Origin of the sequence: Rhodosalinus sp., assembly GCF_041685465.1 — a bacterium.
Taxonomy (GTDB): Bacteria; Pseudomonadota; Alphaproteobacteria; order Rhodobacterales; family Rhodobacteraceae; genus Rhodosalinus.
Map to the genome: position 1 here is coordinate 1 of NZ_JAWLFS010000011.1, position 23,372 is coordinate 23,372.

Sequence of the window (23,372 nt, forward strand, 5' to 3'; positions counted from 1 at the left end):
CCGCAGCTTCATATCCGGACTTCCACACCGCCACCAGGACGCTGCGATCGTGAAGGCCACGATAAACCTTGCCGCAGAACTGGGCCTGCACGTGGTCGCGGAAGGCGTGGAGCTGGCCGAGCAGGCAGAATGGCTCCGGATCAAGGGATGTGAAACGCTTCAAGGTTTCCTTTATGGACGCCCGGCGGCTCTAAATCACGATTGCCCCCCCTGATCCGGGGTCACATCAGCGCGGGTTTTTGCACGATGATAGAAAGGGCTTGTGGGGTCGCCTTTGGCGCGTCGATCGCTGCTGTCCGGACTGCATGTCTGCCGGGTGCATTGTCCCGAAGCGGCTCCGGGATGTGACATCCTTCATGTCCCACCTCCCCAGCGCCAGTCACAAGCCTTCGGCCGCGTCTCGGGGACCTCCGGGCGGTGGACGTGGATGGTCTTCAGAGGTCGTTCCGGCTGCCACCAGGACGTGGCGGCGAGCCAAGCGCGCGAAGCGGTTGCCTTTCGTCATCGAAGGTTCAATCCCGCCGACGGCGTCGCCGTGAACGGCACCGAAAACCGCGCCGCCTGATCAGGTTGCATCACCCGGAATCGGGCATGGTTCGTCGGTCATCGTTTCGCCGGACATCGACTTTGATGGCGCGGATTTGTGTTGCACGATATTGTTGTACGATCTACCCGCTTGCTGCAGGCACCGCTTGGGCGGCATGGCCGGGTAGAGGGCAGCAACGACGAGTCGCATCGCGACGCAGAGGCGGCGAAGTCGGAGGAGGGCAGTCATGACGTTCGGCTTCGAGGATGCGGGGCTGCCGTGGACGGACGCCCGGCTTTACCCGCGGTTTCCGCATGTTTACCGTGGTGTCGAAGATCTCGTCGTCGGGTTCGAGGTGCCCGCCGCGGGCGTCGCGCCTTTTCTCCCGCGGGACGTCGAGCCGGCGGACGACCCCGTTTCCTGTCAGGCAAAGTTCCGCTGGTCCCCGTTTTCCGTCCACGGGCCTTATCACGAGGCCTATGTCACCGCGGCGGTGCGCTTCAGGGGGGAGGAGTTCCGCTTCCTTCTGATGGCCTATGTCGACAACGACAGCGCTCTCGCCGCCGGGCGCGAGCTCTGGGGCGCGCCGAAGAAGATGGCGCGGATGACGCGAAGCTGGGGCGAGACGGGTGGCGTCTACACGGAGGGTCTGCTGGCCACGGTGGAGCGGCCGGCGGGGCAGGCCCTGATGCGCGTCGGGATGACGGTGGATGCGGTCGCGCCCGAGCCGGTGGCGCCGGGACTGCCGACACTGCTGCTCAAACTGGTGCCGGACGCCGACGGGGTGCGGCCCGCTCTGGCGCAGCTCGTGCGCATCGATGGACATGCGCGCCTCTGCCGCGACGCGGCAGGTGCGGCCATGCTCTTCACGGGCCGGCCGGCGCTCACCTTCGATGCGATGAGCACGGCGGATCCGCTTTATCTGTTGCGGCCGGAGCGCCTGACCGGCGCGACCTTCGCCCGCGTGGAGTTCGAGCATGGGCCCGGGCGCGTCGTGCACGACTACCTGTGAGGGCCCGGCGGGTGCCGCTCTCAGGCGCTCAGGTTCGCGCCGCCGTTCACGAAGATCACCTGTCCGGTGACGTACTCGGCTTCGGGCGAGGCGAGGAACTTCATCAGCGCGGTATAGTCGCGACCCTCCACCGCGCGGCCCGAGGGGTTCGACTCGCTCGAGTGCTGCATGAGCGCCGGGACCTTGTCGCCGAAGAGCGCGCGCACCGCGTCGGTCTCGACGATAGAGGGCGCGATGCAGTTCGCACGGATGCCATGGGGCGCGAGCTCGGTCGCGAGGTAGCGCACGAGGCATTCCGACATCGCCTTGCCGGCGCCGATGGCGGCGTAGTTCTCGACCACGATGCGCCCGCCACGGCTGGTCAGGAAAAAGACGGTGCTGCCGCGGCCGAGAAGCTTCAGCACGGCCTGCACGAGGAAGAGGATGGAGGCGCCATTGGTGAGCACGGCCTGCGCGAAGCGGTGTGGGTCGGCCTCCAGGGCCGGGGCCGCGTAGGCGTCCACCGCGCAATGCACCACCTGATCGAGTCCGTCCGTGACCGCGCGCACGGCCTCGGCGACCGCGGCGCAGCCTTCCGGCGTGCCCGCGTCGGCCTTGATCAGAGTGACCTCGGCGCCGAGGCCCTCGATCTCGTCGCGGGCGGATACCGCGGCTGCGTCGTCGCCGTGGTAGTTCAGAAAGACCTTTTCGCCGGGCCGGGCGAAGCCTCGGGCGACCTCGAGCCCGATCCCCTTGGTTCCGCCGGTCACGAGGATCGACATTCTGCATGCTCCCTTCGGATCGACTGCCGGGCGTCGGCGGCCTCGACGGAAGCCTGCGGAGTAAGAAATTGTCTGTCAATATTGTCGTTCATTTTGTCGGATGATCTGATACATTTCATTCTCGACACGGAGGGTCGGAGATGCACGAGGCCACGGTCACAGGACCCGGAATGCTGCCGCTGAGCCTGCGGCCGCTTTGCGTGCTCACGGCACGGCTGGGCGCGGCGCAGCGACTGGGTGAGACGCCGGCCGGTGACCGCAAGATCGTGCCCGTGGCCGGTGGCACGGTCGCAGGCGACCGCCTCTCGGGGAAGATCCTGCCCTTCGGCGGGGACTGGGCGGCGACCCGGCCCGACGGGGTGCTGACGCTCGACGTGCGGCTGACGGTGCGTACCGACGACGGCGCACTTGTCCATGTCGCATATTCGGGGATGCGCCATGGCCCGGAGGACGTGATGTCGCGCCTCGCGGCGGGCGACGCGGTCGAGTCGTCCGAGTACTATTTCCGCATACTTCCCCGGTTCGAGACCGCGCATGGGGACTACCTCTGGCTCAACCGGCTGGTCGCCGTGGGCGTCGGGGAACGGCTGGCCGAGGGGCCACGCTATCATGTCTACGAAGTCTTGTAGTGAGGCGTCCGCCGCGTCAGAGAGGCGCACGGGAGGCGATCGAGGATGGGAACGACAGATCAGTGACCGAGAACCGCAAGCGCGACGAAAGGACGGACCAGGACGCGGCGCGCCGGAGGAGCAAGAGCTCTCCCGACGTCGTGGTTGACGCGATCCTGTCGGGCATCCGGTCCGGCTGGCTGGTGCCCGGCCAGCGGCTGGTGGAGGCCGACCTGACCCATTCGCTCAACGTCAGCCGGGGTCCGGTGCGCGAGGCGCTGAAGCTTCTGGCAGCCGAGGGCGTCGTGACGCTCAGCCAGAACCGGGGCGCCTACGTGCGTGCGCTCACCCGGAAAGAGGTCATCGACATGCTCACCGTGCTGGAAGTGATCACCGGGCTCACGGCGAAGCTCGCCACCTACGCCATGCGGCGCGGCGGCTGGCGCGACGCGTTCCGCGCGGCGCACGAGGCGCTGATGGTCTTCCGCGATCAGGGCGACAGCGTGGACTTCATGGAAGCCCGCCGGCACTACTACGACGTGCTGTTGCAGGCCGGCGGCAACGAGGAACTGAAGCGCGCGATGCCGCTCATGCAGATTCACCTCCTGCGGCTGCAGTTCCAGCAGCGCGTCTCGCAGGAGGACCGGGCCAGGCAGTTCAAGGAATACGAGCGCATCACCGACGCGGTCCTCTCGGGCGACGCGACGCGGGCCGAGCGCATGACACGGCTGCACATCCGCCGCACCCGCATGACGCTCTCGCGCCTCCCCGAGGCGGCCTTCCTGCGTGGCGACCGGGAGCGGAGCGTTGCCTGAGAAGGGCACGCAGCGTCGCGCGGTGAGTTCGTCCGAGGCGATCGTGCGTGACATCATCCGCGGGCTCTACGAGGGCCGCTACGTCGCGGGCCAGCGGCTGGTCGAGCCCAATCTGGCCGAGCACTATGGCGTCAGCCGTGGAACGGTGCGCGAGGCGGTGAACCGGCTCTCCGCGCAGGGCATCGTCGAGGCGCAGCACCAGCGCGGGGCGCGGATCAGGCAGCCCTCGAAGAGCGAGGCGCTGAACATGCTGCTGATCACCGAGGTGATCGTCGGGCTGGCGGCGCGCCAGGCGGCGGCGAAGATCGACTTGCCGGGCGCCCGTGACAGCTTCGAGGCGGCGCTGGCGCCGCTGATGACGCCGCAGCACGCGCCTGATCCTCTTGAATTCGCACGGCTGCGCAGCCGTTTCTACCGGGCCATGACACGGATCGCCGACAACAGGGAGCTGGAGCGCATCCTGTCGAACCTTCAGGTGCACCTCGTGCGCAACCGCCTGGTGATCGACCCCGAGCGCCGGGCGGAGGCCTACCGGCGGATCGGTGCCGCTGTCCTCGGCGGCGACGAGGATGGCGCCGAGGCGGCGGCCCGTGCCCATGTCCGGAGCCTGATCGAACGGCTCGACGAGGTTTTCGTCACGCCCTTCCCCTTCGCCCGGGACGGGTGATCCGGCCGGGGCCTCGACGGAGCCGACATGGCGCGCCGGACGCTCATCGGCCCTTGCGGGCCTCTTCGCCGGTCGAGCGCACGCACCGCATGGGTCCTGGCGGGGCGCAGCGCGGACAGACGCCCTGACGCCGCGCCCGCGACGAGCGACCGGCGAGAGGCAGGGAGAAGCGCCTGCGCCTGCCCCTTCGCCGCTCACCCCTGGCCGAGCGCGCGCGGGGTGAGGGCGGGGCCCCAGTTGCGGACGCCGCCCGCGTCGTTTGCCTGTCGCTGGCGTTTCATCTCGATGCGGGCGAGCTGGTCGCGGTGCACCTCGTCGGGGCCGTCGGCGAGGCGCAGGAGCCGCGCGGTGGCGTAGGCGGAGGCGAGGCCGAAATCGTTCGAGGTGCCGCCGCCGCCGAAGGCCTGGATCGCCCAGTCCGTCACCTGGCAGGCCATGTTGGGCACGGCGATCTTGATCATCGCGATCTCGGCGCGGGCCTCCTTGTTGCCCTGGGTGTCCATCTTGTGCGCGGCGTGCAGGGTGAGAAGCCGCGACTGCTCGATCATGATGCGCGCCTCGGCCACGCGCTCGCGGGTGACGCTGCGCTCTGACACGGGCTTGCCGAAGGTCTCGCGCTCGGAGGTGCGCAGGCACATCTTCGAGAGCGTCCGCTCGGCCAGCCCGATCAGCCGCATGCAGTGGTGGATGCGCCCCGGCCCGAGGCGCCCCTGCGCGATCTCGAAGCCGCGCCCCTCGCCCAGAAGCATGTTCGAGGCCGGCACGCGCACGTTCTCGAAATGCACCTCTGCCGAGCGGTCGGGCACGCCGTAGAAGCCGAAGACCGGCAGCGCGCGGATCACCTTCACCCCCGGCGTGTCCCTGGGGACAAGGATCATCGACTGCTGGCGGTAGGGGTCCGCCTCGGGGTCGGTCTTGCCCATGAAGATGATGATCCTGCAGCGCGGGTCGGTCGCGCCGGTGGTGTACCACTTGCGCCCGTTGATGACGTAGTCGTCGCCGTCGCGCACGATGGAGCTCGAGATGTTCTTGGCATCCGAGGAGGCGACGTCGGGCTCGGTCATCGCGAAGGACGAGCGGATCTCGCCCGCGAGCAGCGGCTCGAGCCATTGCGTCTTGTGCTCGTCGGTGCCGTAGCGCTCGATCACCTCCATGTTGCCGGTGTCGGGCGCGGCGCAGTTGAAGACCTCCGGTGCAAGGTGCGAGCGGCCCATGATCTCGCAGAGCGGCGCGTATTCGAGGTTGCTGAGCCCGGCGCCGTGGTCCGACTCGGGCAGGAACAGGTTCCAGAGGCCCGCCTTCTTCGCCAGCGGTTTCAGTTCCTCGACCACCGGCTGCACGCCCCAGGGCCCGATCTCCTCGGATTCGCGGTAGAAGCGCGCCTCGGCGGGGTAGATGTGCTCCTCCATGAACGCCTCGAGGCGCGCTTCGAGTTCTTCGACACGGGCGGATTTCGGTGGGATCATGCGCTGGCTCTCCGCTGGATGGCCGGCGCATCTCGCGCCGCGTCTTGGCCTTGCGGGCGATGCCAGGGAGGGGGCCGCCCACTGGCAAGGACGCGAGACGATGGCGACGGGCCCTGGCACGGCCGCACCTCTGCCCACGGACCTGCGGGGGTCGGGCGGAATCGTGGGGTCCGCGACGCGGCTTTCAGGCCTTGAACGACATGACTTTCGCGGGAAACGGGCAAGCCGCGACGACGCCGCCCGGTGATCTGTTACCAAACGCCGGGCAGGCTCATCCCGCGGCGGGCATCCGGGGCAGGGCGCCCGCGCTCTCAGCGACGGCGAAGTCGGATCACCACGTCCACCTTGGCGATCTCTGCACCCTCCGGCGCGCTCGGCAGCTGCCGGATCTCGAGCTCGTCCGAGGGCGCGTCCGAGAGGCGGCCGTCGTCTTCCCAGAAGAAATGCGGGTGGTCGTGGATGTTCGTGTCGAAGTAGCTCTTGGACCCGTCCACCGTGATCTCCTTCATGAGACCGGCGGCGCAGAAGGCGCGGAGCGTGTTGTAGACGGTGGCGAGCGACACCTTCTCGCCGCTCTTCTGCACGTCGGCGAAGAGGCTTTCGGCAGTGACGTGACGGTTGTCGCCGTCGCCCACGAGAAGCGCAGCCAGCGTCAGTCGCTGCCGAGTCGGGCGCACGCCCGCGCGGGCCAGCCATGTGCCGCCACGGTCCATCGCTTCGGGGGTCATCGCGTTCGGCCTTTCCTCCATGCGCGCAATATAGAGTGCGCGCGCCTCACGTTTCAATGTCAAAGCGGCCGGTTTCGCATCGCGGTGCGGCAAGGTGCACGCACTTGCAGGACGTGTCGGGCCGGTGATAGAGCCAGCCCGACACGCCGTCCACGACCGAGGAGTGCGCCCGAATGGCGGACGATCAGACCAGTTTCGACAAGGAGGGTCTGCTGCAGTGCGCGCGGGGGGAGCTTTTCGGCCCCGGCAACGCGCAGCTGCCCGAGCCGCCAATGCTGATGATGGACCGCGTGACCGAGATTTCCGCCGACGGCGGCACGCACGGCAAGGGCCATGTCGTGGCCGAACTCGACATCACGCCGGACCTCTGGTTCTTCCAGTGTCATTTCCCCGGCGATCCGGTGATGCCCGGCTGCCTCGGGCTCGACGCGATGTGGCAACTCACCGGCTTCAACCTCGGCTGGCGGGGGATGCCGGGCCGGGGCCGGGCGCTCGGCGTCGGCGAGGTAAAGTTCACCGACATGGTCACGCCGGCGACGAGGCTCGTGACCTACATCGTCGATTTCACCCGTGTCATCGACCGCAAGCTCAAGCTGGGGCTGTCGAACGGCCGGATGCTGGCCGACGGCAAGGAAATCTACACCGCCACGGACATGAAGGTCGGGCTTTTCAGCGACTGAAGGAGGACGACCCAATGCGCCGCGTCGTCGTCACGGGGCTCGGCATCGTCTCGTCCATCGGGACGACCGCCGACGAGGTTCTCGCGTCCCTGCGCGCGGGCCGCTCCGGTATCACTGCCAACGATCAGATGAAGGAGCACGGCTTCCGCAGCCAGGTGGCCGGCGCCCTCGACATCGACGTGAGCGATCACGTCGACAAGCGCACGCTGCGCTTCATGGGGCCGGGCGCGGCTTATGCGCATATCGCCATGACTCAGGCGATCGCCGATGCGGGCCTCGCGGAGGCCGACATCGTCAACGAGCGCTCGGGGCTCATCGCCGGCTCGGGCGGGCCGTCCACCTCCGCGATGCTCGCCGCGCATCAGACGGTCCTCGAGAAGGGCAGCCCGAAGCGCATCGGCCCCTTCGCGGTGCCGAAGTGCATGTCCTCGACGATCAGCGCCAACCTCGCCACGGCGTTCAGCATCAAGGGGATCAACTACTCGATCACCTCGGCCTGCTCGACCTCGCTGCACTGCATCGGCAATGCGGCCGAGCAGATCATGATGGGCAAGCAGGACCTGATGTTCGCCGGCGGCGGGGAGGAGCTCGACTGGACGCTGTCGTGCCTCTTCGACGCGATGGGCGCGATGAGCGCGAAGTTCAACGACACGCCCGAGCGGGCCTCCCGCGCCTTCGACGCGGACCGCGACGGCTTCGTGATCTCGGGCGGCGGCGGTATCGTGGTGCTCGAGGATCTGGAGCGCGCGAAGGCGCGCGGCGCGAAGATCTACGCCGAGGTGACGGGCTACGGCGCCACGTCGGACGGCCACGACATGGTGGCGCCCAGCGGAGAGGGCGGCGAGCGGGCCATGCGCCTTGCGCTCCAGACGCTGCCGGAGGACCGGCGCGTGGGCTACATCAATGCGCACGGCACCTCGACACCCGTCGGCGACGTGGGCGAAGTGGAGGCCGTGCGCCGCATCTGGGGCGCGGGGTCGACGCCACTCATAAGCTCCACCAAGTCGATGACCGGCCACAGCCAGGGCGCCACCGGCGCGCAGGAGGCGATCTACAGCCTCCTGATGCTGGAGCACGATTTCATCGCGCCCTCGATCAACGTCGAGACCCTCGATCCGGGGATTACCCCGGGCGAGATCGCGACCGCGCGGGTGGACGACGCCGGGCTCGACACGGTCATGACCAACAGCTTCGGCTTCGGCGGCACGAACGGCGCGATGCTGCTGAGCAAGTATCACGGGTAGGGACGGGCGATGGCAGGGCAGCTTACGGGCAAACGCGGTCTGATCATGGGCGTCGCCAACGACCGCTCGATTGCCTGGGGCATCGCGCAGGCCATGCACGCGGCGGGCGCGGAGCTCGCCTTCACCTACCAGGGGGAGGCCTTCGGCAAGCGGGTCGAACCGCTGGCCGCCTCGGTGGGCTCGGACCTCCTCGTCGATTGCGACGTGACCGACGACGCGGCGATGGACGCGGCCTTCGCGGCGCTCGCCGCGCGCTGGCCCACGATCGACTTCGTGGTGCATGCCATCGCCTATTCCGACAAGTCGGAGCTGACGGGTCGCTTCATCAACACGACCCGCGACAACTTCAAGCACTCGCTGGACATCTCGGCCTATTCCTTCATCGACGTGGCGCGGCGCGCGCAGCCGCTGATGGCGGAGCAGGGAGGCGCGCTGATGACGCTGACCTACCAGGGCTCCAACCGCGTCGTGCCGAGCTACAACGTGATGGGCGTCGCCAAGGCCGCGCTTGAGGCGGCGACGCGCTACCTCGCCAACGATCTCGGCCCCGAGGGCATCCGCGTGAACGCGCTGTCGCCCGGGCCGATGAAGACGCTCGCCGGCGCCGCGATCGGCGGCGCGCGGCGCACCTACAAGCACACCGGGATGAACGCGCCGCTGCGCGCCAACGCCACGCTGGAGGCGGTGGGCGGCACGGCGGTCTGGCTCGCGTCCGACGCGGGCGCCTGCACGACGGGCGAGATCGTGCATGTCGACGGCGGCTTTCACGTCCTCGGGATGCCGCAGATCGAGAACCTCTGACGCCACGCGCCTCGGCCTCGCCGGCCGCCCGCCGCGCTCAGAACCACTGCCCGGGCTCCATCAGCCCGAGGTCCAGCAACTGGCGGGAGTGCCACTCGAAGGGCACGGAGTTGCGCCAGCGGAAGCTCGCGATCGCGTCGCGCGAGCCGGGGTTCGCGCGCAGCGCCTTCGCCGTGCGGAAGCTCGCCACCGCCGCCGTCAGGTTGTTGTGCCAGGGGCAGGCGTAGGTGTTGTATTCCTCGTCCGAGAAGGTGTGATCGGCCCGCAGCCTGAGCCCCGGCTTCGCGCGGAAGAGCCCGACGCGGTCGATCTTGCGCCGGTCGGGGGGCACATGCTCCTCGAAGCGCCAGCGCAGCCCGCCGAAGAAGTCGAGCTGGCGCTCCTTCGGGTGGTCGTGGTTGGCCGGGTCGGGGCGGGCGAGCGCGTAGTAGCCCGTGCGGTCCAGCATCGCGTCGTCGAGCGAGACGGCGTTGGGCGCCTCCGCCAGATCGGGCGCGTAGAGGTCCACGACGAAGGTCAGCATCGCGTCGCGCCGCTCCTCGGCGTGGAAGGTGAGCATCTCGCCCACCGTGCGCGTCTCGCAGAAGGGATAGAAGAGGAACTCGGCGTTGTAGCAGTAGAAGAACCACGTGCCGGGCGCGGCGTCGGTCAGCCGATCCACCGCGCGGCGCAGCGCGCCCTTCGCCCAGGGGTCGTGGCGGATGCGGTGGACGCTTTCCACGAGGTCGGGCGCGAGGGCGATCTCGTCGGGCATCAGGCAGAGCAGCGCGCGGAAGCCTTGTTGCTGATGGTGGCGCAGCGTCGTGTCGAGCGCGACGCCGTCCTCGGCGAGGATCACCGCCACCGGCCCCCGCGCCAGCGCCGCGCGGCCGCGGCGCAGGAAATCCTCCAGCCCGTCGTAGTGCATCCCTGACCCTCCGGCGGCGACGCTCGTCCAGCCCGCGCCACATTGCAAGAGCGGCCCCGTCCGCGCTAGAGACGCGGGGCGAACAGGAGCCCCAGATGACCGAGCCGCGCAAACTCTACGTCCGGACCTACGGCTGTCAGATGAACGTCTACGACAGCGAGCGCATGGCCGAGGCGCTCGCGCCGGCGGGGTATGTCACCACCGACAGCCCGGACGACGCGGACATGATCCTGCTCAACACCTGCCACATCCGCGAGAAGGCGGCGGAGAAGGTCTATTCCGAGCTCGGCCGCTTCAAGCCGCTCAAGGCCGCGCGCCCCGACCTGAAGATCGGCGTGGCGGGCTGCGTCGCGCAGGCCGAGGGCGAGGAGATGATGCGCCGGCAGCCGATGGTCGACCTTGTGATCGGGCCGCAGAGCTACCACCGCCTGCCCGCGCTCGAGGCGAAGCTGCGCGACGGCGGCCGCGCGGTCGAGACGGAGTTCCCGGCCGAGGACAAGTTCGACCATCTGCCGAAACGGCCGAAGGCCATGCGCGGGCCGACGGCCTTTCTCACCGTGCAGGAGGGCTGTGACAAGTTCTGCGCCTTCTGCGTGGTGCCCTATACCCGCGGCGCGGAGGTCAGCCGGCCCGCCGCCCGCGTGCTCGCGGAGGCGCGCGATCTGGTGGCGCGCGGCGTGCGTGAGGTCACGCTGCTCGGCCAGAACGTCAACGCCTACCACGGCGAGGGGCCGAAGGGGGGCGAATGGTCGCTCGCGCGCCTCGTACGCGCGCTCGCCGAGGTCGAGGGGCTGGAGCGCATCCGCTACACCACCTCGCATCCCAACGACATGGACGATGACCTGATCGCGGCGCACGGCGACTGCGACAAGCTCATGCCCTACCTGCACCTTCCCGTGCAGGCCGGCAGCGACCGCATCCTCAAGCGGATGAACCGCAAGCACACCGCCGAGAGCTACGTCCGCCTGATCGAGCGCATCCGCGCCGCGCGGCCCGATATCCTGATCTCGGGCGATTTCATCGTGGGCTTCCCGGAGGAGACGGAAGAGGACTTCCGCGCGACGCTCGATCTCGTGGAAGCGGTCAACTACGGCTACGCCTTCTCGTTCAAGTATTCGCCGCGGCCGGGCACGCCCGCGACCGAGCGCGCGCAGGTCGATCCGGCCGAGGCGCAGGAGCGGCTCGAGCGCCTGCAGGCCCTGCTCGGGCGCCAGCAGCGCGCGGTGCAGGACGCCATGGTGGGGCACGAGGTCTCGGTCCTCTTCGAGAAGCCGGGGCGCTTTCCGGGGCAGATGGCCGGCAAGTCCGAGTATCTGCACGCCGTCCATGTCGAGGACCCGCGCGCCGAGGCAGGGCGGATCGCGCGCGTGCGCGTGACCGAGAGCCATCGCAATTCGCTGTCCGGCATCATCGCCGAGACCTGACCGGCCGCGCGGCCTGCGCGCTTCGCCCCGTCGAATCGTTTCCATTTTGCCGATAATGCGTTTCCCGGCACCTGCTGGCGGCCGGATGGGCTGTTTTTCCTTCACAGCGCGCGCGGCTTTGTTAAACTTTTGACGAAGCTGCGTTCGGGCAGGACGATCGCCCGGGCGTTCGGGAAAGTCGTAACGAAAGGGACAGGGGCCGTGGCCAACAGACAAGCAGCAAGCCTGCGTGGGGCGGCCGCCGGGGTCGCGCTGACGCTGGCGAGCGTCCTCGGCGGTGCCGCAGGTGCGCAGGCGGATCAGGCGGAGGGCGCGCGCGCCGTGGACGGCGCGCCGGTGATCGCGACACAGCAGCAGCGGGTCGTGCGGGGAGAACGGTACACCCCCGGCATCTCCGTCACGCCCGACGGCTGCGAGGTCTGGGTCATGGACGACGGGGCCGAAGGCTACGCGGTGGCGAACGTCCGCCCCGACGGCACGCCCGTCTGCCGCGAGATCAACGTGTGCGGGGTGATGAACACGGATCAGTTCTTCGCCACCGACCGCTGGCATATCGGCCAGTCCGGGCGCGAGCGGCTGCGCGAGTTCTTCGATGAGGCGACCGCCTTCGGTTACATCATTGCCGGTCATACCGACTCGCGTGCTTCGGACGAGTACAACATGCGGCTTTCCCAGCGCCGCGCGAACTCCGTGGCCGAGGTCGCCCTCGACGCCGGGGCGCGGGTGATCGACGTGCGCGGGTACGGAGAGCGGCAGCCGCGCGCCACCAACGACACCGCCGAGGGCATGGCGCAGAACCGCCGCGTCGAAATCCTGTGCGTGCGCTGAGGGGAAACACCATGAAAATCGTCAGATTCGCCGTTCTCGCCACGGCCGCGGCCACGCTCGCCGCCTGCTCGGTGGGCCCCGACAAGTCGCGCGACGGCGGCGTCGACGCCAAGAACCTGTCGGAACTGGAGTGGGGCGTCTGGGTCGATCCGCAGGGATGCGACAACTGGATCGCCGACGACGGTGTGGAGGGCTACATGGCCCGCCGGCTGGATCGCTACGGCGAACCCGTGTGTTCGGGTGTCGCACCGCCGGGCGTCGCCACGGGCCCCTTCAAGGAGGGCTCGTCCATTCCGGACGTGCTCTGATCGGGCCGGGCGCGGTCCGGGTTCCCGAAAGGCTGTCCGGGACCAACCCGGGCGGCCCGCGTGTCACGGCGTGCGTTGTTGCATCGCGGCGCGCGGCTTGGCACCCTGCGCGAAAGTCCCGCCTGAGGAGACCCGCGTGAGCACAGGCACCCTGACCGAGGCGCTCGTCGAATTTCCCGACAACCGGCTTCTCATCGACCTCTGCGGCGAACACGACCGCCATCTCGCGGAGATAGAGACCAAGCTCGACGTCCAGATCATGCGCCGTGGCAACCAGCTGGCCGTGATCGGGGAGGAGGCGGCCCGGCAGGAGGCGGTCGAGGTGCTCGAATCGCTTTACCGCCGCCTCGAACAGGGTCGCAGTGTCGAGCGTGCCGATGTCGACCGCGAACTCCGCACCGGACAGGGGCAGGGCGGTCAGCTCGAGATGTTCGGCGCCGGCCCGGTCGAGATCAAGACGCGCAAGAAGCTCGTGGAGCCGCGTACCGATGCGCAGCGCGCCTATGTCGGCGCACTTTTCCGCAACGAGCTCGCCTTCGGCATCGGCCCGGCGGGCACCGGCAAGACCTATCTCGCGGTCGCGGTGGGCGTCTCGATGTATCTCGCCGGCCGGGTGGACCGGCTGATCCTCTCGCGCCCGGCGGTGGAAGCGGGCGAGCGGCTGGGCTTCCTGCCCGGCGACATGCGCGAGAAGGTCGATCCCTACATGCAGCCGCTTTACGACGCGCTGAACGACTTCCTGCCCGGCAAGCAGGCCGCGCGGCTGATGGAGGAAAAGACGATCGAGATCGCGCCGCTCGCCTTCATGCGGGGGCGGACGCTGTCGAACGCCTTCGTGGTGCTGGACGAGGCGCAGAACGCCACCTCGATGCAGATGAAGATGTTCCTGACCCGGCTGGGCGAGGGGTCGCGGATGGTCGTCACCGGGGATCGCAGCCAGGTCGACCTGCCGCGCGGCATCGCCTCGGGCCTGCGCGAGGCCGAGCGCATCCTCGGCGCGGTGCCGGGCGTTTCCTTCAACTACTTCACCGCCCGGGACGTGGTGCGCCACCCTCTCGTGGCCGCCATCATCGATGCCTATGACGCCGATGCGTCCGGCTGAGGCGGCGGCGGGCGTCGAGACGCTCGTCGAGGATCCGCGCTGGGCAGAGGTGGATTTGCCCCGTCTGGCGGACCGCGCGGCGGCGGCGACGCTCGTGCATCTCGGGCTCGGCCCTGCCGACTGGGAGATCGCGGTGCTCGGCTGCTCGGACGCGCGCATCACCGACCTGAACGCGACCTTCCGGGCCAAGCCGCGGCCCACGAACGTGCTCAGCTGGCCCTCGGAGGACCGCGCACCCGGGACCCCCGGCGCGGCCCCCGCGGCCCCCGATCCGGCCGAGCCCGAACTCGGCGACGTGGCGCTCGCCTTCGAGACCTGCGCGCGCGAGGCGGAGGCGGCGGGCAAGTCGCTCGGCGACCATGCGACGCATCTGATCGTGCACGGGATTCTGCATCTTCTGGGCCACGATCACGAGACCGAGGCCGATGCGGCACGGATGGAGCGGCTCGAGGCGGAGATACTTGGCAAACTGGGGCTCCCTGACCCATATTCGTAGCGGCGGCCCCGAGGCCGCGATCTGGAACGAGAGAGATGGACGGAAGCGACGATTCGTCTAGCGCGGCGCACGGCGCGCAGGACGATCCCCCCCAATCACCCGACGGCGGCCTCTGGCGGCGGCTCCTCGATGCGCTCAACCCGGCGGGCGACGAGGACACCCCGGATGAAGAGGGCGCCGACGGCACGCCGGCCGACCGGCGCCAGACCCACGGTCTCGTGAACCTGCGGCGCCTGCGCGTCGAGGACGTGGCCATCCCCAAGGCCGAGATCGTGGCCATCCCCGACAGCGTGACCCGCGACGAACTGGTGGGCGTCTTCCGCGAAAGCGGGCTGACGCGGCTGCCGGTCTATCACGGCACGCTCGACACGCCGGTGGGGATGCTGCACCTCAAGGACTTCGCGCTGAAGCACGGCTTCAACGGCGACGGACAGGACGTCGACATCGGGGCCCTGCTGCGCCCGCTGCTCTACGTGCCCCCCTCCATGCCGATCGGCGTGCTGCTCACGAAGATGCAGTCCGAGCGGCGGCACATGGCGCTGGTGATCGACGAATACGGCGGCGTGGACGGCCTGCTGACGATCGAGGACCTGATCGAGCAGGTCGTGGGCGAGATCGAGGACGAGCACGACACCGACGAGGACGCGCTCTGGGTGCGCGAGAAGGCAGGGTGTTACCTGGCGCAGGCGCGCACCACCGTCGAGGAGTTCGAGCAGGAAATCGGCATCGATCTTTCCGGCGCCGAAGGCATCGACTCCGAGGAGATCGACACGCTCGGCGGGCTCGTCTTCATGCTCTCGGGCCGTGTGCCCGCGCGCGGCGAGGTGGTCGAGCACCCCACCGCCGTCGAATTCGAGGTGGTGGACGCCGATCCCCGCCGGATCAAGCGTCTGCGCATCCGCGTGCCCGAAACACCCGATGTCTGACGATGGCGCGACCGCGGCCCGCGCGGCCGCGTGGCCGCGGCGGGCGGTGGCGCTGCGGCTGATTGCCGCACCCGCGGCCGGCGCCGCCGCGGCGCTGGGCCTTGCGCCCTTCGGGATCTGGCCGGCGACGGTGGTCGGCCTCGCCGTGCTGGCGATGCTCTGGCAGGCGGCGCCGAGCCCGCGCGCCGCGGGATGGACGGCGTTTCTTTTCGCCACCGGCTATTTCGCCGTGGCGCTGCACTGGATCGTCGAGCCCTTCGCCGTCGAGCCGGAGCTCTACGGCTGGATGGCGCCCTTCGCGCTCTTCCTGATGGCAACCGGGCTTTCGCTCTTCTGGGCGCTCGCGGGCTGGGCGGCGGCGCGGGCGCGGCTCGGGCTCGCCGGGCTCGCCGCGCTTCTCGCCCTGGCCGAACTCGTGCGGGCGCATCTCTTCACGGGCTTTCCCTGGGCGATGCCGGCGCACGCCTGGATCGGGACGGCCCCGATGCAATGGGCGGCCTGGATCGGGCCGCACGGGCTGAACCTCGCCACGCTGGCGGTCGCGCTGCTGCCGGCGGCGCTCTGGTCCGGCGGGCGGCGTGTCGTCGGGGCCGCCGCGCTCGCGGCCGGCGTCGCCGTGCTCTGGGCGGGAGGGCTTGCGCGGGACATGCAGGCGGCTCCCGATCCGCGGTCGGAGACCGTGCGCCTCGTCCAGCCCAACGCGCCGCAGCAGGAGAAATGGGACCCGGACCGCATCCCCGTCTTCTACGCCCGGCAGGTGGGTTACACGATGGCGGCGCCGCGGCCGGACCTGATCCTGTGGCCCGAGACGGCGCTGCCGGGGCTTCTGGAGCGTTCCGAACAGCCGCTCGCCCATATCGCCGACGCGGCCGGCGGCGCGCCCGTGGTGCTCGGCATCCAGCGCGGAGAGGCGGGACGCTTCTACAATTCCGCCGTGCTGATCGGTCCCGAGGGCGAAGCGCGGGACGTCTACGACAAGCATCACCTCGTGCCCTTCGGTGAATACATGCCCTTTCCGGCGTTCTGGGACCGGCTCGGCATCGCGGGCCTCGCCGTGCGGGCGGAGGCGGGCTACACCCCGGGGCCCGGGCCGCGCACGCTGGACCTCGGGGCGCTCGGCCGCGCGCTGCCGCTCATCTGCTACGAGGCCGTCTTCCCGGAGGACGCCGCCGGCGCGCCGGAGCGGCCCGCGATGCTGCTGCACCTGACGAACGACGCGTGGTTCGGCACCTTCTCGGGACCCTACCAGCACCTTGCGCAGGCGCGGCTCCGCGCGGTGGAGCAGGGCGTGCCGGTCCTGCGCGCGGCCAACACCGGCGTCTCGGCGGTGATCGACGCGCGCGGCGGGCTGGGGGAGACGATCCCGCTCGGCGAGGCGGGCTACGTCGATGCCGCGATCCCGGCCGCTCTGCCGCCCACCCTCTACGCGCGCACCGGTGGCTGGCCCGCGGCCGCGGCGATGGTGGTGCTTCTGGGCCTCGCCGCCGCAGGCCGCCGTGCGGGCAGGCGTTGACCTTTCGTCGAGCGCGCTCTAGGCAGGAGCGTCACACACAAACGACCGTCACAACGGCTTCCTGGCGTGGCGGGACAACCTCAATGGAGCACTTCCCATGGCACGCGGCGACTACATCTTCACCTCCGAGTCCGTCTCGGAGGGCCACCCCGACAAGGTCTGTGACCGCATCTCGGACGCGATCCTCGACACGCTTCTCGCGGAGGAGCCCAACGCCCGCGTCGCCTGCGAGACCTTCGCGACAACGGGCCTCGTGGTGATCGGCGGCGAGGTCGGCCTCTCCGATCCCGAGCTTCTCAAGAACTACATGGGCCGCTTCGGCCAGGTCGCGCGCGACTGCATCAAGGACATCGGCTACGAGCAGGAGAAGTTCCACTGGAACACTTGCCACGTGCTGAACTTCCTGCACGAACAGTCCGCCCACATCGCCCAGGGCGTGAACAGGGACGGCGCCGGCGACCAGGGCATCATGTTCGGCTACGCCGTGGACGAGACGCCCGAGCTGATGCCGGCGCCAATCCAGTACGCGCACAAGATCCTGCGCCGCCTGTCGGAGGCGCGCAAATCCGGCCGCGAGCCCGAACTGCGCCCCGACGCCAAGAGCCAGCTCACCGTGCGCTACGAGGACGGCCGCCCGGTCGAGGTGCTGCAGGTGGTGCTCTCGACGCAGCACGCCCACGAGGGGCAGACCTCCGACGACATCCGCGCCATCGTGGAGCCCTACATCCGCGACGTGCTGCCGGCCGAGTGGATCACCGACAAGACCGAGTGGTGGGTGAACCCCACGGGCACCTTCGTGATCGGCGGCCCGGACGGCGACGCGGGGCTGACAGGCCGCAAGATCATCGTGGACACCTACGGCGGCGCGGCGCCGCACGGGGGCGGTGCCTTCTCCGGCAAGGATCCGACCAAGGTGGACCGCTCGGCGGCCTATGCCGCGCGTTATCTGGCGAAGAACGTGGTCGCCGCGGGCCTCGCCCGGCGCTGCACGCTGCAGCTCTCCTACGCCATCGGCGTGGCGCGGCCACTCTCGATCTACATCGACACCCACGGCACGGGGCAGGTGGACGACGCGGTGATCGAACGCGCGATCCCGCAGGTGATGGAGCTCACGCCGCGCGGCATCCGCGAGCATCTGGGCCTCGACCGGCCGATCTACACCCGCACCGCCGCCTACGGCCATTTCGGCCGCGAGCCCGAGGCCGACGGCGGCTTCTCCTGGGAGCGCACGGATCTCGCCGAGGCGCTGAAGAAGGCCCTGTGAGGTCGAGCGCCGCGGCGCGTTGCGCGCCGCGGCCGCCGCGGCTAGACCGCCGCGCATGAGCCGCGACGAGACTCCCAGCGCGCCCTGGCGCAACTTCTACGGCCGCCTCCACGGCAAGCCCCTCAAGCCCAACCAGCGCCGCTGGCTGGAGGAGGATCTGCCACGCCTCGCGCCGGGGCCGGTCGGCCGCGAGGAGAACCCGGAGCGCCGGCCCCTCGACCTCGGCGCGCTCTTCGGGGACGCGCCGGTCTGGCTCGAGGTGGGCTTCGGCGCGGGCGAGCACATGGTGCACCAGGCGACGCGCCGCCCGGACGTCGGCCTCCTCGGCGCGGAGCCCTACGTGAACGGCGTGGCCGCCGCGCTGGGCAAGATCCGGCACGCGGGGGCGACGAATATCCGTCTGCACGCGGGCGACGTGCGCGACCTGCTCGACGTGCTGCCCGCGGGGTCCATCGCGCGGGCCTTCGTGCTTTACCCCGACCCCTGGCCCAAGGCGAAGCACCACCGCCGCCGCTTCGTGACGCCCGAGCACCTCGCGCCGCTGGCGCGTGTGATGGCGCCCGGCGCGGAGCTCCGGATCGCCACGGACATTCCCGACTACGTCCGCCAGACGCTGGAGCAGGTGCCGCGCCACGGCTTCGACTGGCTCGCCGAGCGGCCCGCCGACTGGCGCGCGGCGTGGGACGACTGGATTCCGACCCGCTACGAGCGCAAGGCGCTGCGCGAGGGGCGGCGGCCGCATTACCTGACCTTCCGCCGCAGGTCCGCGGAGGGAGATTTTTCGTCCGAAAAATCTCCCGAAGCCTGAGCGCGCGACGGATGCATGGCCCGCGCCGGGGCGGTTTTTCGTACGAAAAACCGCCCCGCGATCCGCGGTGCTGGACGGCTCCCGCCCCCTCGGCTATCGAGGGCGGCGATCACGAGGGAGGCCGCATGTCCGCAGGCGAGACGCGCCAGCCGATGACCGCCCGCGCCGGCGCGGCGCTCGTCGGCACGGCGGAGATTCCCGGCGACAAGTCGGTGAGCCACCGCGCGCTGATCCTCGGCGCGCTTGCCGTGGGCGAGACGCGCATCACGGGGCTTCTGGAGGGCGAGGACGTGCTGCGCACCGCCGAGGCCATGCGCGCCTTCGGCGCCGAGGTCATGCGCGACGGGCCCGGGCGCTGGCGCGTGCACGGCGTGGGCGTCGGCGGCTTCGCCGAGCCCGACCGGGTGATCGACTGCGGCAACTCCGGCACCGGCGTGCGCCTCGTGATGGGGGCCATGGCGACCAGCCCGATTGCCGCCACCTTCACCGGCGACGCGAGCCTCGTCGGCCGGCCGATGGCGCGGGTGACCGACCCGCTCGCGCTGTTCGGGGCGCAGGCGGTCGGCCGCGCGGGCGGGCGGCTGCCGATGACGGTGGTGGGCGCGCGGGACCCGGTGCCGGTGCGCTACACGCTGCCCGTGCCCTCGGCGCAGGTGAAATCCGCGGTCCTTCTCGCCGGGCTGAACGCCCCGGGGCGGACGGTGGTGATCGAGGCGGAGGCGACGCGCGATCACACCGAGCGCATGCTGGCGGGCTTCGGCGCCGAGGTCGCGGTGGAGGACGCCGAGGAGGGGAGGGTGGTCACGCTGACCGGCCAGCCGGAACTCGTCGCGCAGACGCTCGCCGTGCCGCGCGATCCCTCGAGCGCGGCCTTCCCGGTCTGCGCGGCGCTGATCGCGGAGGGCTCCGAGGTGCGCGTGCCGGGCATCGGGCTCAACCCGACGCGCGCGGGGCTTTACGAGACGCTGCGCGAGATGGGCGCGGATCTCGCCTTCGAGGACCGGCGCGAGGAAGGGGGCGAGCCTGTGGCCGATCTCGTCGCGCGCTTCTCGCCCGGGCTGCGCGGCACAGAGGTGCCGCCCGCGCGCGCGGCCGCGATGATCGACGAATACCCGGTGCTCGCCGCCGTGGCCGCCTGCGCCGAGGGGCCGACGGTGATGCGCGGCGTCGGCGAGCTTCGCGTGAAGGAGAGCGACCGCATCGCCGCCATGGCCGAGGGGCTGCGCGCCTGCGGCGTCGCGGTGGAGGAGGGCGAGGACTGGTGGATCGTCCACGGCCGCGGCGCGGGCGGCGTCGCGGGCGGCGCCACCGTGGCGAGCCGGCTCGACCACCGCATCGCCATGTCCTTCCTCGTGCTCGGCCTCGCCGCGCGGGCGCCGGTGACGGTGGACGACGCCGCGCCGATCGCCACCTCCTTTCCCGATTTCCTGCCCCTGATGCGCGGTCTGGGCGCTGACATGGCGACGGAGCACGTCGCGGCATGAGCGCGCGCCGTGCGCTCCTCGGGCTCGCGGCTGCGACCGGGGCGGTCTATGCCGCGCTGCTCTGGTTCGGCGTCGTGCGGCTGACGCAGGAGGCCGGGGGGCTGCCGCCCTTCGACGTTCGCCCGCTCGGCTACGATCACGCGGCGGCGGAGGCCTATCTCGCGGCGTTGAGCGAGGCGGGGCAGCACCTGCGCCTCGGGCCCGTGGGCGCGCTCGACACGGCGTTTCCGATCATGCTCGGCGTGCTCCTGGCCGCGCTCCTCTGGCGGCTCGGGCGGCCGTGGCTCGCGCCGCTCCCCCTGCTCTACAGTGCCGCCGATCTCTGGGAGAATGCGCGCGTGCGGGCGATGATAGAGGCCGGGCCGGAGCGCGTGACGCCGGCCATGGCCGAGGGGGCGAGCGCGGTCACGCAAGGCAAATACGCGTTGCTCGTCATGTCGCTCGCCCTTCTCTGGGCGGTGTGGCGGCGGCGCTGAGGGAGACGGACATGACACTGACGATCGCGGTGGACGGGCCGGCGGCGAGCGGCAAGGGCACGATCGGCCGCGCGCTCGCCGCGCGCTTCGGTCTCGGATATCTCGACACCGGGCTTCTCTATCGTGCCGTGGGGCGGCGGATGCTCGACGGCGAGGATCCGGTGGCGGCGGCGCGCGCGCTTCGCGCCGCGGATCTGGAGGCCGAGGGCTTGCGCGGCCCGGAGGCTGCGGAGGCAGCCTCGAAGGTGGCGGCGATCCCGGAGGTGCGCGCCGCGCTCGTCGATTTCCAGCGCGCCTTCGCCACGCGCGAGGGGGGGGCGGTGCTCGACGGGCGCGACATCGGCACGGTGATCTGCCCCGATGCGCCGGTGAAGCTCTTCGTCACCGCCGCGGCCGAGACCCGCGCCGCGCGCCGGTTCAGGGAACTCGCGGCGGGCGGCCATGCGACGAGCTTCGACGAGGTTCTGGCCGACATCCGTGCGCGGGACGCCCGCGACGCGGGCCGGACCGACGCACCGATGTGCGCGGCCGGGGACGCGGTGCGCATCGACACCACGGAGCTTGACGTCGCGGCGGCCGTGACCCGCGCCGTCGCCGAGGTGGAGGCACGGCATCCGGGCTGCGGCGCCGGCTGACCCGCCGTTGCGCGCGCGGGGCCGGTGCGCGGGGCGTTCCTGCGCTCGGCAGTCTCCCGCGCATCGGTTTGCGTCGCGCGCAGGGGGTGCTACGTGTGCGCCGTGCGAGCGACGGACGGCGCGCACCGAGACCCTGTCTAATGGAGGACACATGCCCCTCAGAAAAACCCTGACCGCCACGACCATGGCCTTCGGCCTCGCGGTGACAGCCCTTTCCGCGCAAAGCGCCGCGGCCCAGAGCGCGGCGGACTACAGCGGCGAGCAGATCGAAGCCTTTACCGTGGCCTATCTCGAGGTGATGAACCTGCGCGAGCAGTATGTCCCGCAGCTTCAGCAGGCCGAGAGCGAGGACGAGCAGAGCGCGATCATCGAAGAGGCCAACGCGGAGATCGTCGACGCGATCGAGGGCACCGACGGCCTGACGCTCGAGGATTACGAGGCCATCGCGGAGGCGGCCGCGGAAGATCAGGACCTTCAGGCGCGCATCGTCACGCGCATGGAAGAGATGGATCAGGGCGCCCAGTGACAGGCGCATCTGTCGCGTCGGGGGGTCCGAAGGCTTGATTTCCCGGCGCGGCGGCGGTAAGGGCGTCTACCTATCCGGTAGGAGTGCGGACGACATCGCAGGACGTGCGCGGGGGCGGAGCGATCCTGCCCCTGTTTGGTGTTGGCCCGAGCCGCCCGGCGAAACGGAAGACCGGCGGACCCAACCGTCAGGCCAGAGAAACCGAAACGAAGGAAACGCACAGCCACATGGCTCAAAACGCTAGCATGGAGGAGTTCGAGGCCCTCCTGAACGAAAGCCTCGAAATGGACACGCCGACCGAGGGGTCGGTCGTCCGGGGCCGGGTCATCGCCATCGAGGCGGGACAGGCCATCATCGACGTCGGCTACAAGATGGAAGGCCGCGTCGAACTCAAGGAATTCGCGAGCCCCGGCGAAGCGCCCGACATCTCCGTCGGCGACGAGGTCGAGGTCTACCTGCGCTCCTCCGAGAACGCGCGCGGCGAGGCGGTGCTCTCCCGCGAGATGGCCCGCCGCGAGGCGGCCTGGGACCGTCTGGAGAAGGCCTACGCCGACGACGCCCGCGTCGAGGGCGCGATCTTCGGCCGGGTCAAGGGCGGCTTCACCGTCGATCTGGGCGGCGCCGTGGCCTTCCTGCCCGGCTCTCAGGTCGACGTGCGCCCGGTGCGCGACGCCGGCCCGCTCATGGGTCTCAAGCAGCCCTTCCAGATCCTCAAGATGGACCGCCGCCGCGGCAACATCGTCGTCTCGCGCCGCGCGATCCTGGAAGAAAGCCGCGCCGAGCAGCGCGCCGAGGTCATCGCCAACCTGACCGAGGGCCAGACCGTCGACGGCGTGGTGAAGAACATCACCGAATACGGTGCCTTCGTGGATCTGGGCGGCGTGGACGGTCTGCTGCACGTCACCGACATGGCATGGCGCCGGGTGAACCACCCCTCCGAGATCGTGTCGATCGGCGAGACGGTGAAGGTCCAGGTCATCAAGATCAACAAGGAGACCCACCGCATCAGCCTCGGCATGAAGCAGCTGCAGGAGGATCCCTGGGATCTGGTGGCCGCGAAGTATCCGCTGGGCTCGGTGCACACCGGCCGCGTGACCAACATCACCGACTACGGCGCCTTCGTGGAGCTGGAGCCGGGGGTCGAGGGCCTCGTGCACGTCTCCGAGATGAGCTGGACGAAGAAGAACGTCCATCCGGGCAAGATCGTCTCCACCTCCCAGGAGGTCGAGGTCATGGTGCTCGAGATCGACCAGGCCAAGCGCCGCGTTTCGCTCGGGCTCAAGCAGACCATGCGCAACCCGTGGGAGGTCTTCGCCGAGACGCATCCGACGGGTACCGAGGTCGAGGGCGAGGTCAAGAACATCACC

At 70.3% G+C, this 23,372-nt stretch carries 26 protein-coding genes and 1 riboswitch; of the genes, 22 read left to right on the forward strand and 4 right to left on the reverse strand.

Translation table 11 applies throughout. The features are described 5' to 3' along the window. The first annotated feature begins 10 nt into the window (after window positions 1–10). Together ACESL7_RS01570 and ACESL7_RS01575 are read left to right on the forward strand one after the other, a co-directional pair. Complete coding sequence (locus ACESL7_RS01570) at window positions 11–214, forward strand: EAL domain-containing protein (RefSeq protein WP_372890814.1); 204 nt, start codon at window positions 11–13, stop codon at window positions 212–214. Between the two features lie 559 nt (window positions 215–773). Beyond that, window positions 774–1,538 carry an acetoacetate decarboxylase family protein gene (locus tag ACESL7_RS01575; protein ID WP_372890766.1) on the forward strand — a complete coding sequence of 255 codons (765 nt, stop codon included), beginning with the start codon at window positions 774–776 and terminating at the stop codon, window positions 1,536–1,538. A 20-nt stretch (window positions 1,539–1,558) separates the two neighbouring features. Here ACESL7_RS01575 and ACESL7_RS01580 read toward each other — a convergent pair whose 3' ends face one another. Next, window positions 1,559–2,299, reverse strand: coding sequence for an SDR family oxidoreductase (locus ACESL7_RS01580; protein ID WP_372890768.1), 741 nt, complete (start codon window positions 2,297–2,299; stop codon window positions 1,559–1,561). Window positions 2,300–2,469: 170 nt separating this feature from the next. Here ACESL7_RS01580 and ACESL7_RS01585 point away from each other — a divergent pair, with 170 nt between their 5' ends. From ACESL7_RS01585 to ACESL7_RS01595, 3 genes are all read left to right on the forward strand, one after another. Then, window positions 2,470–2,928, forward strand: a complete 459-nt coding sequence (locus ACESL7_RS01585; protein WP_372890770.1) for a DUF3237 domain-containing protein — start codon at window positions 2,470–2,472, stop codon at window positions 2,926–2,928. Window positions 2,929–2,990: 62 nt separating this feature from the next. Beyond that, on the forward strand, window positions 2,991–3,722 hold the full coding sequence (locus ACESL7_RS01590; protein WP_372890772.1) for a GntR family transcriptional regulator: 732 nt from the start codon (window positions 2,991–2,993) through the stop codon (window positions 3,720–3,722). Further along, window positions 3,715–4,389, forward strand: coding sequence for a GntR family transcriptional regulator (locus tag ACESL7_RS01595; protein WP_372890773.1), 675 nt, complete (start codon window positions 3,715–3,717; stop codon window positions 4,387–4,389). The genes ACESL7_RS01590 and ACESL7_RS01595 overlap by 8 nt, the downstream gene beginning before the upstream one ends. A 194-nt stretch (window positions 4,390–4,583) precedes the next feature. Here the strand turns inward: ACESL7_RS01595 and ACESL7_RS01600 are convergent, their stop codons facing one another. Both ACESL7_RS01600 and irrA read right to left on the reverse strand, forming a co-directional pair. Beyond that, the gene (locus tag ACESL7_RS01600) at window positions 4,584–5,855 is read right to left on the reverse strand and encodes an acyl-CoA dehydrogenase family protein (RefSeq protein WP_372890774.1); all 1,272 of its coding nucleotides are present in this window, start codon (window positions 5,853–5,855) and stop codon (window positions 4,584–4,586) included. 311 nt (window positions 5,856–6,166) lie between these two features. Then, the gene (irrA, locus tag ACESL7_RS01605; protein WP_372890776.1) at window positions 6,167–6,583 is read right to left on the reverse strand and encodes an iron response transcriptional regulator IrrA; all 417 of its coding nucleotides are present in this window, start codon (window positions 6,581–6,583) and stop codon (window positions 6,167–6,169) included. Window positions 6,584–6,756: 173 nt separating this feature from the next. Between irrA and fabA the strand changes: the two genes are divergently transcribed. Genes fabA through ACESL7_RS01620 form a run of 3 tightly spaced genes read left to right on the forward strand, consistent with a single transcriptional unit; the run spans window position 6,757 to window position 9,308 of the window. Further along, window positions 6,757–7,263: a bifunctional 3-hydroxydecanoyl-ACP dehydratase/trans-2-decenoyl-ACP isomerase gene (fabA, locus tag ACESL7_RS01610; RefSeq protein WP_372890778.1), complete on the forward strand. Its 507-nt coding sequence runs from the start codon at window positions 6,757–6,759 to the stop codon at window positions 7,261–7,263. A gap of 14 nt (window positions 7,264–7,277) precedes the next feature. Then, window positions 7,278–8,507 (forward strand): beta-ketoacyl-ACP synthase I, encoded by a 1,230-nt coding sequence (gene fabB / locus ACESL7_RS01615; protein ID WP_372890780.1) that lies wholly within the window; start codon window positions 7,278–7,280, stop codon window positions 8,505–8,507. A 9-nt stretch (window positions 8,508–8,516) separates the two neighbouring features. Continuing rightward, entirely contained in the window at window positions 8,517–9,308 is a 792-nt protein-coding gene (locus ACESL7_RS01620) for an enoyl-ACP reductase FabI (RefSeq protein ID WP_372890782.1), read from the forward strand. A gap of 37 nt (window positions 9,309–9,345) precedes the next feature. Here the strand turns inward: ACESL7_RS01620 and ACESL7_RS01625 are convergent, their stop codons facing one another. Continuing rightward, entirely contained in the window at window positions 9,346–10,215 is an 870-nt protein-coding gene (locus ACESL7_RS01625) for a glycosyltransferase family protein (protein ID WP_372890784.1), read from the reverse strand. A 95-nt stretch (window positions 10,216–10,310) separates the two neighbouring features. Here ACESL7_RS01625 and miaB point away from each other — a divergent pair, with 95 nt between their 5' ends. From miaB to ACESL7_RS01695, 14 genes are all read left to right on the forward strand, one after another. Continuing rightward, entirely contained in the window at window positions 10,311–11,639 is a 1,329-nt protein-coding gene (gene miaB / locus ACESL7_RS01630) for a tRNA (N6-isopentenyl adenosine(37)-C2)-methylthiotransferase MiaB (protein WP_372890786.1), read from the forward strand. 201 nt (window positions 11,640–11,840) lie between these two features. Further along, window positions 11,841–12,467, forward strand: a complete 627-nt coding sequence (locus tag ACESL7_RS01635; RefSeq protein WP_372890788.1) for an OmpA family protein — start codon at window positions 11,841–11,843, stop codon at window positions 12,465–12,467. A gap of 11 nt (window positions 12,468–12,478) precedes the next feature. Continuing rightward, complete coding sequence (locus ACESL7_RS01640; protein WP_372890790.1) at window positions 12,479–12,775, forward strand: hypothetical protein; 297 nt, start codon at window positions 12,479–12,481, stop codon at window positions 12,773–12,775. A 136-nt stretch (window positions 12,776–12,911) separates the two neighbouring features. Then, the gene (locus tag ACESL7_RS01645) at window positions 12,912–13,877 is read left to right on the forward strand and encodes a PhoH family protein (protein WP_372890793.1); all 966 of its coding nucleotides are present in this window, start codon (window positions 12,912–12,914) and stop codon (window positions 13,875–13,877) included. Further along, complete coding sequence (ybeY, locus tag ACESL7_RS01650) at window positions 13,855–14,373, forward strand: rRNA maturation RNase YbeY (RefSeq protein WP_372890795.1); 519 nt, start codon at window positions 13,855–13,857, stop codon at window positions 14,371–14,373. The genes ACESL7_RS01645 and ybeY overlap by 23 nt, the downstream gene beginning before the upstream one ends. A gap of 35 nt (window positions 14,374–14,408) precedes the next feature. Next, the gene (locus tag ACESL7_RS01655) at window positions 14,409–15,299 is read left to right on the forward strand and encodes a hemolysin family protein (RefSeq protein WP_372890797.1); all 891 of its coding nucleotides are present in this window, start codon (window positions 14,409–14,411) and stop codon (window positions 15,297–15,299) included. Then, a complete protein-coding gene (gene lnt, locus ACESL7_RS01660; protein ID WP_372890798.1) occupies window positions 15,292–16,812 on the forward strand; it encodes an apolipoprotein N-acyltransferase in 1,521 nt (506 codons plus the stop codon). Before ACESL7_RS01655 ends, lnt begins: the two co-directional genes overlap by 8 nt. Before the next feature lie 42 nt (window positions 16,813–16,854). Then, window positions 16,855–16,903: riboswitch (SAM-SAH riboswitch) on the forward strand. Window positions 16,904–16,909: 6 nt separating this feature from the next. Then, a complete protein-coding gene (gene metK / locus ACESL7_RS01665) occupies window positions 16,910–18,076 on the forward strand; it encodes a methionine adenosyltransferase (protein ID WP_372890800.1) in 1,167 nt (388 codons plus the stop codon). Window positions 18,077–18,131: 55 nt separating this feature from the next. Next, window positions 18,132–18,884, forward strand: a complete 753-nt coding sequence (gene trmB, locus ACESL7_RS01670) for a tRNA (guanine(46)-N(7))-methyltransferase TrmB (RefSeq protein ID WP_372890802.1) — start codon at window positions 18,132–18,134, stop codon at window positions 18,882–18,884. Between the two features lie 125 nt (window positions 18,885–19,009). Further along, window positions 19,010–20,368 (forward strand): 3-phosphoshikimate 1-carboxyvinyltransferase, encoded by a 1,359-nt coding sequence (gene aroA, locus ACESL7_RS01675; protein ID WP_372890804.1) that lies wholly within the window; start codon window positions 19,010–19,012, stop codon window positions 20,366–20,368. Then, window positions 20,365–20,844 (forward strand): hypothetical protein, encoded by a 480-nt coding sequence (locus ACESL7_RS01680; protein WP_372890806.1) that lies wholly within the window; start codon window positions 20,365–20,367, stop codon window positions 20,842–20,844. Before aroA ends, ACESL7_RS01680 begins: the two co-directional genes overlap by 4 nt. 11 nt (window positions 20,845–20,855) lie before the next feature. Further along, a complete protein-coding gene (locus ACESL7_RS01685; protein WP_372890808.1) occupies window positions 20,856–21,479 on the forward strand; it encodes a (d)CMP kinase in 624 nt (207 codons plus the stop codon). Between the two features lie 151 nt (window positions 21,480–21,630). Then, complete coding sequence (locus ACESL7_RS01690) at window positions 21,631–22,005, forward strand: DUF4168 domain-containing protein (protein ID WP_372890810.1); 375 nt, start codon at window positions 21,631–21,633, stop codon at window positions 22,003–22,005. A gap of 104 nt (window positions 22,006–22,109) precedes the next feature. After that, the coding region (locus tag ACESL7_RS01695; protein WP_372890812.1) for a 30S ribosomal protein S1 at window positions 22,110–23,372 on the forward strand (1,263 nt) is incomplete at its 3' end.